The organism is Candidatus Nanopelagicales bacterium (genome assembly GCA_018003655.1).
Lineage (GTDB): Bacteria > Actinomycetota > Actinomycetes > S36-B12 > UBA10799 > JAGNDY01.
Genome location: JAGNDY010000050.1, coordinates 1 through 16,222, shown reverse-complemented (window position 1 = coordinate 16,222; position 16,222 = coordinate 1). Strand labels below are relative to the sequence as shown.

General features: G+C 63.7%; 16 protein-coding genes. 11 read left to right on the top strand and 5 right to left on the bottom strand.

Features of this window, described 5'->3' with window-relative positions:
• Both KAZ48_07885 and KAZ48_07880 read right to left on the bottom strand, forming a co-directional pair.
• A partial coding sequence (locus KAZ48_07885; protein ID MBP7972706.1) for a hypothetical protein occupies positions 1–230 on the bottom strand: 230 nt, incomplete at its 3' end.
• 87 nt (positions 231–317) lie between these two features.
• Entirely contained in the window at positions 318–3,161 is a 2,844-nt protein-coding gene (locus tag KAZ48_07880) for a hypothetical protein (protein ID MBP7972705.1), read from the bottom strand.
• Positions 3,162–3,332: 171 nt separating this feature from the next.
• On the opposite strand from KAZ48_07880, the gene KAZ48_07875 reads away from it, so the two are divergent.
• Positions 3,333–4,142: a tyrosine-protein phosphatase gene (locus KAZ48_07875; protein ID MBP7972704.1), complete on the top strand. Its 810-nt coding sequence runs from the start codon at positions 3,333–3,335 to the stop codon at positions 4,140–4,142.
• A 44-nt stretch (positions 4,143–4,186) separates the two neighbouring features.
• On the opposite strand, the gene KAZ48_07870 is transcribed toward KAZ48_07875, so the two are convergent.
• Positions 4,187–4,534, bottom strand: a complete 348-nt coding sequence (locus KAZ48_07870) for a hypothetical protein (protein MBP7972703.1) — start codon at positions 4,532–4,534, stop codon at positions 4,187–4,189.
• Positions 4,535–4,614: 80 nt separating this feature from the next.
• Here KAZ48_07870 and KAZ48_07865 point away from each other — a divergent pair, with 80 nt between their 5' ends.
• From KAZ48_07865 to KAZ48_07855, 3 genes are read left to right on the top strand one after another with little or no spacing between them, the layout of a single operon-like run.
• Complete coding sequence (locus KAZ48_07865; protein MBP7972702.1) at positions 4,615–5,451, top strand: endo alpha-1,4 polygalactosaminidase; 837 nt, start codon at positions 4,615–4,617, stop codon at positions 5,449–5,451.
• 29 nt (positions 5,452–5,480) lie between these two features.
• On the top strand, positions 5,481–5,915 hold the full coding sequence (gene arfB, locus KAZ48_07860; GenBank protein MBP7972701.1) for an aminoacyl-tRNA hydrolase: 435 nt from the start codon (positions 5,481–5,483) through the stop codon (positions 5,913–5,915).
• Positions 5,916–5,932: 17 nt separating this feature from the next.
• The gene (locus KAZ48_07855; protein ID MBP7972700.1) at positions 5,933–6,481 is read left to right on the top strand and encodes a hypothetical protein; all 549 of its coding nucleotides are present in this window, start codon (positions 5,933–5,935) and stop codon (positions 6,479–6,481) included.
• Between the two features lie 7 nt (positions 6,482–6,488).
• On the opposite strand, the gene KAZ48_07850 is transcribed toward KAZ48_07855, so the two are convergent.
• Together KAZ48_07850 and KAZ48_07845 are read right to left on the bottom strand one after the other, a co-directional pair.
• Positions 6,489–8,297: an NAD-binding protein gene (locus KAZ48_07850; protein ID MBP7972699.1), complete on the bottom strand. Its 1,809-nt coding sequence runs from the start codon at positions 8,295–8,297 to the stop codon at positions 6,489–6,491.
• 47 nt (positions 8,298–8,344) lie between these two features.
• Positions 8,345–8,869: an inorganic diphosphatase gene (locus KAZ48_07845; protein MBP7972698.1), complete on the bottom strand. Its 525-nt coding sequence runs from the start codon at positions 8,867–8,869 to the stop codon at positions 8,345–8,347.
• A gap of 149 nt (positions 8,870–9,018) precedes the next feature.
• Between KAZ48_07845 and dacB the strand changes: the two genes are divergently transcribed.
• From dacB to KAZ48_07810, 7 genes are all read left to right on the top strand, one after another.
• Positions 9,019–10,359: a D-alanyl-D-alanine carboxypeptidase/D-alanyl-D-alanine-endopeptidase gene (gene dacB / locus KAZ48_07840; GenBank protein ID MBP7972697.1), complete on the top strand. Its 1,341-nt coding sequence runs from the start codon at positions 9,019–9,021 to the stop codon at positions 10,357–10,359.
• Positions 10,360–10,368: 9 nt separating this feature from the next.
• Complete coding sequence (locus KAZ48_07835; protein ID MBP7972696.1) at positions 10,369–11,418, top strand: zinc-dependent metalloprotease; 1,050 nt, start codon at positions 10,369–10,371, stop codon at positions 11,416–11,418.
• The gene (gene tilS, locus KAZ48_07830) at positions 11,411–12,490 is read left to right on the top strand and encodes a tRNA lysidine(34) synthetase TilS (protein MBP7972695.1); all 1,080 of its coding nucleotides are present in this window, start codon (positions 11,411–11,413) and stop codon (positions 12,488–12,490) included. Before KAZ48_07835 ends, tilS begins: the two co-directional genes overlap by 8 nt.
• Positions 12,487–13,038 (top strand): hypoxanthine phosphoribosyltransferase, encoded by a 552-nt coding sequence (hpt, locus tag KAZ48_07825; protein MBP7972694.1) that lies wholly within the window; start codon positions 12,487–12,489, stop codon positions 13,036–13,038. Before tilS ends, hpt begins: the two co-directional genes overlap by 4 nt.
• A gap of 104 nt (positions 13,039–13,142) precedes the next feature.
• The gene (ftsH, locus tag KAZ48_07820) at positions 13,143–15,131 is read left to right on the top strand and encodes an ATP-dependent zinc metalloprotease FtsH (GenBank protein ID MBP7972693.1); all 1,989 of its coding nucleotides are present in this window, start codon (positions 13,143–13,145) and stop codon (positions 15,129–15,131) included.
• 95 nt (positions 15,132–15,226) lie between these two features.
• Positions 15,227–15,781, top strand: coding sequence for a GTP cyclohydrolase I FolE (folE, locus tag KAZ48_07815; GenBank protein ID MBP7972692.1), 555 nt, complete (start codon positions 15,227–15,229; stop codon positions 15,779–15,781).
• Positions 15,782–15,796: 15 nt separating this feature from the next.
• The coding region (locus KAZ48_07810) for a dihydropteroate synthase (protein MBP7972691.1) at positions 15,797–16,222 on the top strand (426 nt) is incomplete at its 3' end.

Here is a 16,222-nt window from a genome sequence, read left to right as displayed (position 1 = left end):
TTGGGGATGAGCAGGCCTGTGAAGAGCAGGATGCTGCTCCACAGATACAGCAGCGGCACAATCGAAACTAGGTACTGAATGAAGTCGCGGCCGGTCACGTGCCACTTGCCGTCGGCGCGGTAGCTGACGCGAAGCCGCGGTACCGCACTTGCCTTGGCCATCCCGAGGACCAAGGAGATCGCTGCTACCAGCAGTGCCGCGAATAGGGTGATGTCGACCAACTGACTCACATCAACTCACCCCTCACGACGCGCAGTTCCCAATGGCCACGCCAGTATGGCGATGTGCCCCGATCCTTAGCGACCGCTGCGTGACGCCTACCGCTTTGTGGGTTTGACCCGCCACGTCCAAGTCTTGGTCCACGGCCGGTAGTTGGCGTTGCCCTTAGCCGTCGCTGTCAGCTTGACCAGCGCTCCGCGTTTGCCCACTGCCTTGACCTTGACCTTGCCGTCGGCGTTCACCTTGACCTTGCAGTAGGCAAGGTCACCGCGCTTGGCTTGGCCCAGCGGTCGGCATGACACCTTCCATTTGATCTTCTGGCCTTGTTCGGTCTTGGGCCCGCAGTCGATGACCTTGCCACCAGCCACTGGCTTGCGGGTGCAGTTCACCGTCTGAGTGCCCTTGAGCAGGTCGACCGTGCGGTTGGCCGTGATGATCGTCGCATCCTGGGTGTAGTCGTCGGTGAAGCCGATCGTGCGATCTTGGCCGGGGACAACCGCAAAGTCACCGGTCTCGGTGCCCTCGCCGGAGGACGCAGCGTTGGTTAGCGACCAGCGGGTAGTGGCGCTGACCACGCCCGGGTTGCCCTCCGCGCTGTAGCCCAACTCGCATTTTCCACTTCCCGCCTTGGCGATGAGAGTCGTGCCGTCGAGGGTGCACTTGCCCGAATCAAGGGTGATCGTGACCGGCTTGTTGTTCGACGCTCTTGTCCCGGACAACGTTGCGGTCTTTTGGTTCTCTAGTGAGCGCGTCCCCGAATTCCAGGCGCTGCCTCGCCAGAACGGTGTGATCTCTGCCTGGGGTTGTGCACCGCCGGAGCCGTTCTCCAACTCAGTCGCGTGGCATGTATCCGTGCCGTCGTTATCAACGCCGTCGACGTAGATGTCGGCGATCTCACCAGTGGTCTGATTGACCGGAACCGTCAGCACCTTGGGCCAGCCAAGTAGCGGGTTCAGCGGCGCGTTGTCGCACATCAGTTCAATCTTCACGTCCCCGGATCTCAAACCGTTGCCGGAGAGAACGTCCTTGGTCAGCTTCAGCGCAGCACGCTTGACGTAGGTGAAATCGCAGGTGACGGTTTGGCCGGACTTCGCCTGCACCACCGCAAAGGTGAAGAAGGTGCTGGTGCCGAAGGGTGCGTTGAAGTCGATCGCACTGTCAGGGCCGCAATCGACGGATTTGGTCACCCAACTGGGGTCAACGCCCGCGGTCGGTCGGGTACCGCCGATGCAGTACGTCTGAATCGGTTGGTCAATCATCGAATCGGCCGGAGTGACGGGCGTCGCTTCGTGGAAACCTGGGCCGCCGGTCGTGTCGGCGTTCTGGTCATACAACCCAGCGCTGGGGTCACATTCCTTGGTGGTCGGATCCTGGACCGTCGTGAGGTAGTTGATGGCCGCGTTGTCACCGCCGATCGTCTTGGCCCGGATCTTGAGGGAAGCCAGGGGGGTGAACTCATTGGCCCAGGTGCAGGTGATCTCGGGAACACCGGCGCCGACCACGTTGACGACGATGCTTCGGGAGGTGCCCGTTCCCGTGGTCGGCACTTCGGTGCCGTTGTCGTCGACGCAGAGGACCGATCGGACTGCCCATTTCCCCGCGGCTGACGGGGCCGGCAGCGTCTCGGACATGGTGTAGGTGCCGCTGGTAATGCCAGTGAAGAGGTGGCTGTCGGGATCTTCGCCGTGGTCGTTAGTCGTCGTCAGGCTGGTCGTTCCACCACCGGTCGGGCCGCTGAGTTCGAACGGAAATGTCCCAGTCGAACCGTACGACACCTTGGCGATGCGCAGGTTGCTTGCTGGCGGTGGCGCCAGATCATTGGCGAACGTGCACGTGACGTTCGATCCTGCGGCCAGCGTGATATCAACCCGTTTGTTCCCCAGGTCAACGACGGTACTGGACCCGGAGCCATCGACACAGCTGATCCCAGTCAGGTTCCAGCCATTCGGCAGCGTTGTCTCCCGGACGAACCACGCACCCGGCGCTCGCGTCTCGGAGAAGACGTCACCGGGGTAGGAGCCGCTGTCGCGCATCGTGAACGTGCCGCCGGGGTTGAATGAGACGTCACCCTGGAATCCGAATGACTGGTTGGTCGCCTCCGGTGCGGACTTCTTGATGGTGATGGTGCCCGGAACGGGTGGGGGAGCAACGGGGTCACCGATGTACCAGGCGTAGCAGAAGGCGTGCTTCTGACCGCTGCGGAATCCGACGTATTCCACATTGTCGCCGTTGAGTGCGTCGGTGTTACACCGCAGCGCGGCGAAGTTGTAGTCGGCCGGGTTAGCAAAGGGTCCAGCTGCGGGCAGCGAGTCCGCCCGAGTGCCACCCATCGTCCACAGGGAGTTCTTGCGGGCCTGATCAAGCTGTGCTTGATTCAACTGCACGGTGACAGCGCCGGCGATCGTCTGCGTCCCGACTGGGTTTCCCGAGTCGTCAAGGCGCGGAACGGATGCTGTCGTGGTGTTGGTGGCGTTGACCCCAGTGACGTTTCCGCCCACTCGGCTGAGGTAGGGCGAGGGTGCTGCCGGCAGTGGGGACTTTCCATCGATATTTGATCCGAACGTCAGTGGCATGCCGACGAACGGGGTGCACGGCAGCTGGCCGGTAATCGCAGCCTCTTCTTTGTCCGGATTGACCGGGGGGATCATGTTGTTGCTGTAGTTCGTGTCGGGCCCCAGGTTCTTCAACGTCTCCTGGATGTTGTTGCGGGCACGGTTCGCCCGCACATTCGGCCACGTGGTCGTCGCCCCTGAAGTGTCCGAGCAGTAACGCGCGACCAGGGTGACCGAGTAGTCAGTCGGGTCCGTCGGTGCGGCGCTGGCAGGTGCTGCAGTCGCGACCGACCCGATGGCGACGGCGACCAAGGCGGCGGCAGCGATCGCGAGCGAGAGAAGGACAGACAGCGCGCCCCTGAGTTTGCCCCAGGATCCGATGGTGAGCATGGCGGGATAGTACGCGCGGAAGAGTGGACTTCGCACGCCAGACGGTCAGCCGTCCCGGTTGCGAAAGGTCGATGTCGAATAGGGTGAATGACAGGTGTCCAGCAAGGAGTGCGCCCAGTGTCGAGTGATCAGCGTGGGTCTAATGGTGGACTACGGTCCGAAGTTGTAGCAGTGGCCGAGCAAGACCTCGCGGACCTACTCGTTGCAGTACCCAACTTCCGCGACGCCGGTGGCCTGGCGGCTGGCAAGGGACGCACGTTCCGGCGGGGATTCGTCTTCCGTTCCGGACAGCTAGCCGATTTGGCCGCAGCCCCTCGCCAGGCGATTGCAGCACTGGGCATCGGACAGGCCGTCGATCTTCGAACCCACGCTGAACGGTTGGCGCGGCCCGATTCGCTGCCGACCTCGGTTCGGGTTCAGATCGCCGATGTGCTTGCCGACAACCCCGGCAGTGGCGCGGCCAGCCTGGCGGAACTTGCCAACAGCGCCCCCAGCACTGTGCCGGTCGACGCCATCAACGCGGCTTTCGGTGGCGGCCGTGCCGCTGAGTTGATGATTGGCTCCTATCAGGGGTTTGTGCTGCTGGAATCCGCGCAGCTCGCGTACCGCACCTTCGTGTCGGCAGTGGCTCACGCCGATGAGCCGTTGATCGTCCATTGCACAGCCGGAAAGGATCGCACCGGCTGGGCGGCCGCGATGCTGCAACTGTTTGCCGGCGTCAGCGAACGCGACATCATCGACGGCTACCTCGCCAGCAACGACAAGATCGCGGCCGAGTTCGATCCATTGGTCGACAAGTTCGGTGCTCTCGGCATTGAGGTCGCCGCCATCAGGGCATTAGTCCAAGTCCGGGCCGAGTACCTGGAGGCTGCAATGGATTCGATGGTGAGTTCCTACGGCGACGTTGGACGCTACTTCGAGGATGGATTGGGTCTGACCGCCAACGACCTCGGCGCACTGGAATCCCAACTGCTGGACTAGGCCTGCTCGCCCGCACCGCTTGCGGGTTTGGCGGTCGGCCGAGTTCAGGGGGAGTCCAGCCAATGATCTCCGTAGCTGTCTCGCGGTTGGCCGACGCCTGGGCCGTCAACGGGTTGCCGGGGCCGGATACGTCGGCTGCGGACCATGATCGTGCGGCCACGACGGGTTCGTGAACGGCGAAGTTTACGATCGCGCCACTGCCAGTAGAACTCGTTGACCCGCTGGTTCTTCATCGCTCGTCTTGCCGCCTTGGCCCTGGCCGGAGACCGCAACTCCATCAGGCCGAAGTACAGCTCGGCTACCGACTCGATCCGCAGCAATTGGCGACTCGCCTGATTGCGCGTCAAATCCCCGAGGAGTTGGGCGCGCTCCGCCGCATCGCTCAATCGCATGCAGGCAGTATCTCCCCGTTTGTGACCGACGGAGTGAATCCAGCGACATGTTTGCGCGGATTTCGGCCTAGCCTGGGTACATGTCGGCCAGTCACCGGCGGCTCCAGCCCAAGTGGGTCGCCGTGTCCATGATCGCGACCGTCGTGGTGACGGCTGCCGGCTTCTCCGCACCCGCGTCCGCGTCCGCCACCGTTGCCGCACCGCCGGTCAATGCGGCGTTCGACTACCAGATCGGCGGCAGCTATCAGCCTGCTCCCGCGGTAACGGTGGTCGATCGCGACCGGCGCGCTCGGCCAGCTCAGGGCAAGTACAACGTTTGCTACGTCAACGCCTTCCAGGCCCAGCCCGAGGAGCTGAGGTGGTGGAAGCGCCACCATCGTGGCCTGCTGCTGCGCAAGCGGGGCAAACTGGTCAAGGACACCGGCTGGAATGAGGTACTGCTGGACACGTCGTCCGGCCGACAACGGCGCGGCATCGCGGCAGTCGTCAATCGGTGGGTTGGTCGCTGCGCGAGCAAGGGCTTCCGTGCCGTGGAATTCGACAACCTGGATTCCAACGTCCGTAGCCGAGGGCAGCTGCGCCTGGCCGACAACCTCAAGTTGGCTCGCCTGCTTGTCCGGCACGCCCACCGGGTCGGGCTCGCCGCAGGACAGAAGAATGCGGTTGAGCTGGGTCGCCGTGGACGCGATGTGGCCGGATTCGACTTCGCTATCGCCGAGGAGTGCGAGCGATACCGCGAGTGCGGTCGTTACCAGGCCGTGTACGGCCGCCACGTTATTGAGATCGAGTACACCGACTACCCAGGGGCGGTCTTCGTCCGGGCGTGCCAGGCTCGCGGGTCGCAGATCTCGATCATCCGCCGTGATCGGGAGGTCCGCCAACGTGGTCGAGCGGGTTACTACTTCCAATCCTGCTAGCCAATAGCGCTGGCTCCATACTTGCGACCATGGCTGAGGATCTGCTCGTCGTCGTCGGCGGCGGCGACGTCGTCATCGCTGCCCGTGAATTGCACTGGCAGTTCTCGCGATCGTCAGGTCCCGGCGGCCAATCGGTCAATACCAGCGACAGTCGGGTCTCGCTGTCATTCGACCTTGCGAAAACCGAGTCACTCGACCCGTACCTTCGGCAGCGGGCCCTGCGACGCTTGCAAGCGCGACTCATTGACGGAGTCATCACGGTCCACGCGGAAGCGCAACGCTCCCAGTACCTCAACCGGCTCGCGGCCCGCAAGCGTCTCAGCGAACTGCTCGCCTCAGCCATCGCAGCCCCACCCCCGAAGCGGCGGCCGACCAAGCCCTCCCGAGGAGCCCGCGAGCGTCGGATCAGCAGCAAGAAGAAGCGTGGACAGACCAAGGCGCTTCGGCGACCAGTCCAGGATTGACGACTACCGTTAGCCGGATGCACCCCGGCAGAGGACCAGCCAATCCACGCAGGCTGGCCGTGCGGCTAGGGCTTCCGGCCGCAGTCGCGATCCTTCTCGTGGCTCTGTTTCTTGTGTGGCCAGCCGACGGTGACCAAATCGCCAGCGGCAACGACTCGGTGTGTGCACCCGGGGCACCGCAGTGGATGCAGATCGTGACCGCAGAGCCGGTGATGCAGCCGCCGGATGGGGCAACCGCCGTCACGCGCACGGCGGTTCTGAGCTGTTATGAGTTCCCTGTGTTGGGGAATCTGGGGCCGGATACCCCGGAGGTCAGTGCAGCTATGGGCTTCGCTACGCAGGACTCAGATGAGCAGGTTCTCACTGGACTGCAGCTGGCGGCCGGGATGAACGATTGGCAGGAATCCACCGATGGCCCGAGCGCCGGTTGTCTTGTCAAAGTCATCGAAGGGGTTACGTCATACTTGGCAATCACGGCTGGCAGCGAACAAAACTATGAAGTGTCGGTCAGCCGCGCCGACCCGGACACCTGCGCGGGGGAGCCTGCTGATTCGCTGCGCAATTAGTCGACAGCTACAACTGCTTGTCGGTATCGATGTCCCCGTGGTTTTGCATCAGCACGTGGATCAGTTCCTCGTCCTGGCCGACGATGTACACCAGGTCACCCGCCGCAAAAGCGACGTCCCGGCGCGGTGGGTTCTCAAAGTCGTCGGGTGAGTCCACCCGTCTTATCGCGATCACTCGGATTTGCGCGTCCAGATCCGCTCTGACAACACCGACCAACCCACCGTCGGGAGTGACGGTCAGTCGTCCGACCAGCATGGTGTGATTCGCGACAGTGAATGCAGAGAACACTTCGAGTCCGAGGGCCGCCGCCACGAACCAAGGTGCGGCCAGAGCAGCAGTGGAACGCACCTCCTTGAAGCCGAACGTGCGCTCGACCGTGGTCGAGAGTTGTCGATCGAATAGCCGCAAGACAGTCGGAACGGTGTCGCGTCGGTCGCCTAAGAAATCCAAGACCGCCAATCCGGTCTCGATGTTGGCGAAGTCGTCGCTGGTCACGATGGCCACAGCGGAGGCCGCCGAGAGGTTGGCCGCGGCAAAGGTGTCCGGGTCGGTCGTCGCTCCGACCACGACCGGAACGTTCATCGCTCGCGCCCGGCTGAGGAAGCGCGCTTCAGGCTCGGGCTCGATCACGGCAACCTGGCGACCTTCGCTGAGTAGGTCCGCCGCGACGCTGGTACCTACCGACCCGAGACCGACGACTATCACGTGATCACGCAGGGTCGCGGCTCGCTGCGAACCGAAGCTGGCCGCGATTCGTCGGCTAACCAACAGATCGGTCAGTTGGGCGAAGAGGACAGCGATCAGCGCGGTGCCGATGAGCATCAGCGCGATGTCGAAGATTCTCAGGTAGGTCGGCTGATCGCCGAAAGGAAAGTCTCCGTAGCCGACCGTGACCAGGGTCTGGATCGTCGTGTAGATCGAATCGACCAGGTCCATTTTGCGGGGCCCGTAGTTGACGTATCCGATGTCGATGACGATGGTGGCGGTAATCGTTAGCAAGACGACCAGCATCACTGTCGTCTTGAGCGCACGGTCCGCACCGAAGGTGATGGTGTGCCACAGCGCCCGGATGGACCCCGACCTTGGGTTAACCAAGTGGTCGCGCTGGTAGCGCGCACCGACGGCCCTGCGCGACCGTTGCTTCCCGTCGGGAAGCAATCCCTCGCTCTTGAGTTCCTCGGCCGTTCCAAGCAGCGCCACGCGTTCGCCAAGGCGGATGACCTGGTCGCGGTCGGGGCAGAGTCTCGGTTCGCCATCCGGCGGGATGATTGAGATCGGCGCAAGGTCGCCGTAGATCTCCCGCAGGGTCCCCTCCCGCGTGGCGTTGACCTCGACGACTCGGTAGTACTGCGAGCCCGCATACACGTCGTGGTCTCTGCTCTGCAGCGCGGCCTTGACGAATGCGGGCGCGGCCAGTGCGGCCGCATTCAGCACGGTGCCTCGCCCGGTCACCTTCTCCAGGGCCGATCCCACGGCGGCATTCGACGACCGAACGATCACCCGAGTCCTGGGCCGGAGCTCGCGGGCGAGTAGCGCAATCTCGAAGTTGTTGAGCTCGTTCTGCTCAACACAGATCAGAGCGGCAGCGGTGTCAAGGCCCGCAGACTCGAGGACTTCCTTGCGCCGTGCGTTACCAACGATGTGGCGGATACCCCACTCGCGGATCAGTCGGACCGAACGGTCATCCGCGCCCTCATCAATCACCACGATGCGCTGGCCGATGCGATGTAGTTGCTCCACAACGCGCAGGCCGATGCCGTGAAGGCCGGCCACAATGATGTGGCCAACGATCAAGTCGTCATCGTCACCAGGCACCCAGTCACTCTAGGCCCGCAGCCATCGGGAATCAGGGCGAAGCGCGACTACTCGGCCAGTTCGGCCTCTGCCTCGGCCAGTTCTGCCGCAGCGGCCTCTTCGGCGCGCTTGTACGACGCGTTGACCTCTGCCTCCGCCTCGGCTCGACCGGCCCAGGTGGCGCCCTCGACGGACTTACCTGGCTCTAGCTCCTTGTACACCTCGAAGAAGTGTTGGATCTCCATCCGGTCGAACTCGGGTAGATGGAAGATGTCGCGGATGTGCTCCATGCGCGGGTCATTGGCCGGTACACAGACGAGTTTGTCGTCTCCGCCAGCCTCGTCGGTCATGCGGAACATGCCGACCGTCCTGGCCCGAATGAGGCATCCGGGGAAGGTGGGTTCCTGCACGATGACCAAGGCATCGAGCGGGTCACCATCTTGGCCCAGCGTGTCGTCGACGAAGCCGTAGTCGTGTGGATAGCGCGTGGCAGTGAAGAGCATTCGGTCGAGGCGTAAACGGCCGGACACATGGTCGATCTCGTACTTGTTCCGACTGCCGGTCGGAATCTCGATTGTGACGTCGAACTCCACGAGTTACTCCTGTGTGTATGTCGTCGGCTGCTAGTTGGCTTAGTGTTCCGCATATTGGTTCCCAACGCCCGACGAACGAGACATGCCACCGGGCTGGGCTAGCGGGTTGGAAAGGGGCAGCTGTGAAGCTGGGCTGGTCGGGTGCGGCAATGACCGCCACGGCGACGGTCCTGGTAGCTGCGCTCACGGCGACGGCCCATGCTGAGACCGCTGCGCCAACACTGGCGCCGAACCTGCCGAGCGCGACCGACATCCGGGTGCTGCCGCCCCTGGACCCAGTTGCTACGAATGCGCCGACTGCCGCTGGACTGCAGGCGGCCCTGGCTCCCGCGTTGGGCTTGCGAACGCTCGGTTCGACCCAGCGGCTCGTCGTGTTCGATGCGCTCAGCGGCGACCAGCTCTACGGCCAAGACGAATCGACTCCGGCAACTCCGGCATCCACCAACAAGCTTTTGACTGCTGGGGCCGTCTTGGCCGGGTATGGCGCGGATCAGCAGATCAGCACCAAAGTCGTGCAGGCTGCCAACCCGAACGAGTTGGTGCTGGTCGGCGCAGGTGACCCACTACTCAAGGTCTCCGGAACCACTGACGGTGAACGTCGAGTCGCGTCCTTGTCCACATTGGCGCGCCGAACCGCGTCGGCTGTGAAGTCGGCCAACCCGCCGATCAGCGGACCGGTCACCCTCAGCTACGACGACACCCTCTTCACTGGACCGACGATGTCGCCGACGTGGCCTAAGACCTACTCGACCGCTGGAGTGGTTGCTCCGGTCACGGCGTTGATGGCCGACGGCGGGCGCATCGGCGGTGTGGTGAACCAAAATCCGTCCCAGGCGACCGCCGCTCGGTTCGCGAGTCTCTTAACGAGCCGGGGAGTGCAGGTCTCGGGGTCACCCGCGGCGGCAACGGCACCGCCCGACGCCAACCAAGTCGCCGAGGTGAGTTCGGCACCCATGTCGCAGTTGGTGACCCACACGCTGACCGAATCGGACAACGAGGCAGCGGAGGTGCTTGGGCACCTTGCTGGGGTTCGACTCGGGGGCTCCGGGAGCTTCGAAGGTGGCGCTCAGGCGGTCAACAAAATGCTGACGGACCTGGGTATCGACACCGCGGGGGTCACCATCCACGACGGTTCCGGCCTCAGCCGCGACGATGCTGTGCCTGCTCGAACACTCGGCCAGCTGCTCAGTGCTGCTGCCCGCAACGCGAGTCCACGGCTCTGGCCGCTGGCCTACGGGATGCCGATCGCTGGGTTCACCGGCACGTTGGCGACTCGCTACGGCACACCAGCAACCAAGCCGGGTCGGGGAGTGGTGCGGGCAAAGACCGGAACGCTGACCGGTGTGAGCGCACTGGCGGGTTTGGTGACCGATGCCGATGGTTCCCTGCTCGCATTCGCCCTGATGTCGCCGGATGTGGCCAGCGCCGATTCGGCGGCCGCGGTCTGGGATGGCGCATCGGCGACGTTGGCCAAATGTGGGTGCAAGTAGCGTCAGGGCATGGCACTGGACGTAGTTGATTGGGACCTTGCGCTGGCGACTGGTGGTCGCTTGGCTCCCAAAGGTCCTGACCTCCAGTTATCGGATGCGCGCGAGGCGGTCCTCCAGCTGCGTTCACTCGCCGATGAAGCGGTGCTGCCGGTTCGCGAGTGCACCGGCATGGTCACTGCGTCCGATGCCCCACAGGCTGCCGTCATCGATCGGCAGGCGTGGATCGAATCCAACATCGATGCATTCAGATACGTGCTGGCCCCAATTCTTTCTCGACTGCGGGAGACGGCGGGTTCCGGCGCGGTCAATCAGGTCGGTGCCCGGCTTACCGGTGTGCAGCTTGGCGGCGTGCTGGCGTGGCTGTCAGGCAAAGTCCTGGGCCAATATGAGGCGCTCACCCCACCGGGAGCGACACCGCGATTGATGCTCCTGGCACCCAACATCGTCCGGGTGGCGGAGACGCTGGAAGTCGATCAGCGCGATTTCCAGATGTGGGTCTGCCTGCACGAGGAGACACATCGAGTGCAATTCACGGCCGTGCCGTGGCTGAGCAACCACTTTGCCGGCGAGGTCCAGGCGTTGGTCGCGGGCTCCGACGTGCCGACATCAGAACTGCTCAAGCGAACGCGCGACATCCTCGGTGCGCTGGTCGCTGTCCTGCGTGGTCGGGACGGGGCAACGGCACTGCTGCGCGCGGTCCAGACGCCAGCCCAGCGGGAGATCTTCGACCGGCTCAGCGCCTTGATGACGTTGCTTGAGGGTCATGCCGACGTCGTAATGGATGACGTTGGACCGGCGATTGTTCCGTCGGTTGAAGTCATCCGGTCGCGATTCAACACTCGACGCAAAGATCCGGGAACGATGGATTCAATCGCCCGCCGGGCACTCGGGATGGACGCAAAGATGCGCCAATATGCCGAGGGAGCGGTTTTTGTCCGGGGTGTCATCGCCGAGGTCGGGATGCCTGGCTTCAACCGGATTTGGGAATCCCCGGCCGCACTCCCGAGCCTCGCCGAGATCGCGGCGCCAACGGAATGGGTCGCCCGAGTCCATGGGTAAGGCTCCATCAACTGATCCGGCCACGACGAGCGGTCGAGTGCTGGAACACGTGCGTGCGGCTACTGGCACGTTCGGCCCCGACGAACTCATTCTGGTGGCCTGCTCGGGCGGTGCCGATTCGCTGGCGTTGGCGGCGGTCGCGGCACATGTGCCAGCGCTCGGTGGACCGAGGGTCGGCGCCCTGATCGTTGACCATCAGCTGCAAGCCAGATCGGCTGGCACGGCCGCGGTCGCCGCTGAGCACTGCCGGGAGATGGGACTGAGCCCAGTGCTCGTGCTCACGGTGGATGTGATGTCCGGGCCGGGCAACGGTGGGTTGGAAGCGGCGGCGCGTTCCGCCCGGCGTGCGGCCATGACTGAGGCGGCCGCCGAGTTGGGGGCCAGCGCCGTCATGCTCGCCCATTCCCTCGACGACCAGGCCGAGACCGTGCTGTTGGGACTCGCCCGTGGTTCCGGTTCACGGTCAATGGCGGGCATGGTTGCTCGCGACGGACTGTGGGTCCGACCACTACTGGGCGTCCGTCGCGAAGAACTGCGGGAGGTCGTCGCGCAGGCGGGGTTGATCGCGCACGAGGACCCGCACAACGTCGATCATTCGTTTGCTCGGGTTCGAGTCCGCAGCCAGGCCATGCCAGCGCTGCGGGAGGCCCTCGGAGAAAGCATCGCCACCAACCTCGCCCGCTCGGCTCAGCTGGTTCGGGCCGACGTCGAGGCCCTCGATGTCTGGACCCAGTCAGAAGTCGCGCAACGGGTAGCAGTCTTGGCTGAGGCGGACGCCGGGCAGTCCGCCACGGTCCTGATTGACACCATTGCCCCAACACCGTTGCGCGATCTGCCCGCCGCCATCCGGACGCGGGTGCTGAGGTTGGCGATCTTGGCGGCGGGGGTGCCAGCGGGCTCGCTGACGGCGGACCACCTGTTGCGCAGCGACGCCCTGCTGGTGTCAGGGTCAGCTACGGCAGCTATCCGTTTGCCTGCCGATTTCCAGTTGCGGTGGGTGTCTGACAAGCTAGCCGTGCAATCGGCGGGTCCGATGCATCAGCGAACGCATGAGCCGAGGAGCCACCAGTGAACTGCGAAGACCTGGCCGAGGATCTCGATTACGTCCTCTTCACCGAGGAGCAAGTTCAGGCCCGGGTCGCGGAGTTGGCTGCTCAGGTAGATCAGGATTACGCAGGGGAACCGCTGCTGCTCATCGGTGTTCTCAAGGGCGCGATGATGGTGATGGCTGACCTCTCGCGAGCGATGACGAACCCAGCCGAGATCGACTGGATGGCCATCTCCTCTTATGGCGCCGCCGGACACTCCAGTGGCGTGGTACGGATTCTCAAGGATCTGGACACCGACATCGCCGGTCGTCACGTCCTGATCGTCGAGGATGTGCTCGACTCCGGTTTGACCCTGCGGTGGCTCCTACGCAGCCTGCACGCGCGGCAGCCCGCTTCAATCCAGTTGCTCACGCTGCTGCGCAAACCCGAAGCTGTCCGCAACGAGGTCAACGTCCGGTACGTCGGCTTCGAGATCGACGACCACTTTGTCGTCGGCTATGGAATGGACCTGGCTGAGAAGTATCGAAACCTGCGCTGCATCGGGGTTCTTCACCCCAACCTGCTGCCGTAGGACCCGTGACAGCCTGACCGCGGCCGACGTGCTCGCCGAGGGCGTAACCGAGTAGCCCTAGTCGCCGCCGCTTTCTTCCGGGTTCTCGCTTAGGGTGTCCCTTGATGGATCTCAAGAGAATCTTCCGTGGCCCGATCGTGTGGATCGTGGTCGCCGTGCTGCTCGTGCTGGTCGGAACAAACCTGATCAGCAGTCTCAGTGCGCCCAAGAAGGTCGACACCTGGCAGGTCATCTCCGACATTCAGGGTAATCAGGCCAAGTCGGCAACGATCGTTGATCGCGATCAGATCATCAAGGTGACCCTGCAAAACGGGACTGAAGAGCAGGCCGAGTACGTCGATGGCCAAGGCGTGGAGCTCCAGAACCAGTTGCAGGCCAAGAAGGACGCCGGCCAGCTGCCCGACGGCTACAACATCGAAGTTCCCAAGGACAATCTGCTCGTCTCCTTGCTTGTCTCGCTGCTGCCCGTCGCCATCATCATCTTGTTGCTCTTCTTCTTTATGAGCCAGATGCAAGGTGGCGGCTCCAAGATCATGAGCTTTGGTAAGGCCAAGACCAAAGCGGTCAACAAGGACATGCCCAAGACCACCTTCGCTGACGTGGCTGGCGCGGACGAAGCAGTTGAAGAGCTTGTCGAGATCAAGGAATTCCTGAAGGAACCGGCTAAGTTCCAAGCGGTGGGGGCAAAGATTCCCAAGGGCGTCCTCCTCTACGGTCCGCCCGGAACGGGCAAGACCCTGCTGGCGAGGGCGGTTGCCGGTGAGGCGGAGGTTCCGTTCTACTCGATCTCCGGCTCGGACTTCGTCGAGATGTTCGTCGGCGTGGGCGCGAGCCGCGTGCGCGACTTGTTCGAACAGGCCAAGACCAATGCACCGGCGATCATCTTCATCGACGAGATCGACGCCGTCGGTCGTCACCGCGGCGCTGGCCTCGGCGGCGGGCACGACGAGCGTGAGCAGACCCTCAACCAGATGCTCGTCGAAATGGATGGCTTCGACGTCTCCAGTGGCGTCATTCTGATCGCTGCCACCAACCGTCCGGACATCCTCGATCCCGCGCTCTTGCGCCCAGGTCGATTTGATCGCCAGATCACCGTGGATCGTCCTGACCTCACCGGTCGCTTCGAAATCCTGAAGGTCCACGCCCGAGGCAAGCCGTTTGATCCCAACGTGGACTTGATGGCAGTGGCTCGACGCACGCCAGGCTTCACCGGTGCCGACCTGGCCAACGTGCTCAACGAGGCGGCGCTGCTGACCGCCCGCATGGGGAAGGTGCTGGTCGACAACCACGCGCTGGACGAGGCGATCGATCGGGTTGTCGCTGGGCCGCAGAAGCGCACCCGCATCATGAGCGACCACGAGAAGGCGATCACCGCCTATCACGAGGGTGGTCATGCCATGGTCGCCGCAGCGCTGCCGAACAGCGACCCCGTGCACAAGATCACCATCCTGCCCCGCGGCCGTGCACTCGGATACACGATGGTGCTGCCCGACAAGGAGAAGTACTCCACGACCCGTAACGAGATGCTCGATCAGCTCGCCTACATGCTCGGCGGCCGAGCGGCCGAGGAGATGGTCTTCCACGACCCGACCACCGGTGCCGCCAACGACATCGAGAAGGCGACATCGGTCGCCCGCGCGATGGTCACCCAGTACGGCATGACTGAGCGGCTTGGGGCGATTCGATATGGCAAAGACAATGGCGAGGTCTTCTTGGGGATGGAGCGCGGGCACGAACGCGACTACTCCGAAGAGATCGCTGCCGCAATTGACGAGGAAGTCCGCTCGCTGATCGAGCAAGCCCACATGGAGGCCTACGACATCCTGTTCAACAACCGCGACGTCCTCGACAACCTCGTCCTTGAACTGCTCGACAAGGAGACCCTCAACAAGGAAGAGGTCGCCGAGATCTTCAAGAACCTGAACCGTCGGTCGGCTCGACCTGCGTGGACGGGGTCGGATCGACGTCGGACCGGTCGCGGACCCGTCGACGTCCCGATGAAGGAGGAGCAGATCGCCCCCAACGGTCAGACGATGCTTCCCGCGGTGGATGACAAAGCCCCCACCCAGCAGCCGCCGACGACCGGTTCCTGACGCAGCTTTACCAGCCCCCAACCGCCGAAGAGGCCGCCGTGATTGATCCCGTATCGCTCGCAACCGTTGAGGCAGAAAGCGTGCCGGACTTCGACATGGAGCGGGCAACTGCCGCGATCCGAGAACTGCTCTTCGCCGTGGGCGAGGACCCCGATCGTGATGGCCTCAAGGACACCCCGGCGCGAGTGGCCAGGATGTATGCGGAGGTGTTCAGCGGTTTGCGACTTGAGCCGTTGGACGTGCTGACCACGACCTTTGACTTGGCGCATGACGAGTTGGTGCTGGTTCGAGGTATTGAAATGTGGAGCCAGTGCGAGCATCACTTGGTGCCGTTCTTTGGCCGCGCTCACGTCGGCTACATCCCCGGCGATGACGGAAAGATCACCGGCCTGTCGAAGCTGGCACGCCTGGTTGACGTATATGCCAAGCGACCGCAGGTGCAGGAGCGGCTGACCACTCAGATTGCCGACGCGATGGAGGAGATCCTGCGCCCACGCGGAACCATCGTGGTCATCGAGGCCGAACACCTGTGCATGGCGATGCGCGGCGTCCGCAAGCCGGGGGCCAAGACGATCACCAGTTCTGTCCGGGGGCAGCTCAGGGATCCCGCGACTCGCGCTGAGGCGATGTCGCTCATCATGAGCTCATGATCGGGTAATCGACTCATGGACCTCCACAACCTCACAGCCCATGACCGCACCTGCGTCATCGGCGTGCTCAACGTGACGCCGGATTCGTTCAGTGATGGCGGGCAGTTCCTCAAAACCGAGGCGGCCGTCGCTCATGGCAAGAAGATGAGCAGGCAAGGTGCCGACATCGTCGATGTCGGTGGGGAATCCACCCGGCCCGGTGCCTCGCGAGCGCACGCCGACGCCGAGGCCGCCCGGGTTGTGCCGGTCATTACCGGACTTGCTGCCGCAGGCCTGACTATCAGCGTTGACACGATGAGGTCGACGGTGGCAGTGGCGGCTGTCGCCGCGGGCGCGCAGTTGGTCAACGATGTCAGCGGCGGCCTAGCCGATCCGGCCATGCTTGACCAAGTCGCGACGCTGCAAGTCCCCATTGTGCTGATGCACTGGCGGGCACACAGC

Excerpts from the sequence above, each read along its gene's own strand:
- KAZ48_07880 (MBP7972705.1), bottom strand. The coding sequence starts at position 3,161 with ATGCTCACCATCGGATCCTGGGGCAAACTCAGGGGCGCGCTGTCTGTC.
- KAZ48_07870 (MBP7972703.1), bottom strand. The coding sequence starts at position 4,534 with ATGCGATTGAGCGATGCGGCGGAGCGCGCCCAACTCCTCGGGGATTTG.
- KAZ48_07865 (MBP7972702.1), top strand. The coding sequence starts at position 4,615 with ATGTCGGCCAGTCACCGGCGGCTCCAGCCCAAGTGGGTCGCCGTGTCC.
- arfB (MBP7972701.1), top strand. The coding sequence starts at position 5,481 with ATGGCTGAGGATCTGCTCGTCGTCGTCGGCGGCGGCGACGTCGTCATC.
- KAZ48_07855 (MBP7972700.1), top strand. The coding sequence starts at position 5,933 with ATGCACCCCGGCAGAGGACCAGCCAATCCACGCAGGCTGGCCGTGCGG.
- dacB (MBP7972697.1), top strand. The coding sequence starts at position 9,019 with ATGACCGCCACGGCGACGGTCCTGGTAGCTGCGCTCACGGCGACGGCC.
- KAZ48_07835 (MBP7972696.1), top strand. The coding sequence starts at position 10,369 with ATGGCACTGGACGTAGTTGATTGGGACCTTGCGCTGGCGACTGGTGGT.
- tilS (MBP7972695.1), top strand. The coding sequence starts at position 11,411 with ATGGGTAAGGCTCCATCAACTGATCCGGCCACGACGAGCGGTCGAGTG.
- ftsH (MBP7972693.1), top strand. The coding sequence starts at position 13,143 with ATGGATCTCAAGAGAATCTTCCGTGGCCCGATCGTGTGGATCGTGGTC.
- folE (MBP7972692.1), top strand. The coding sequence starts at position 15,227 with ATGGAGCGGGCAACTGCCGCGATCCGAGAACTGCTCTTCGCCGTGGGC.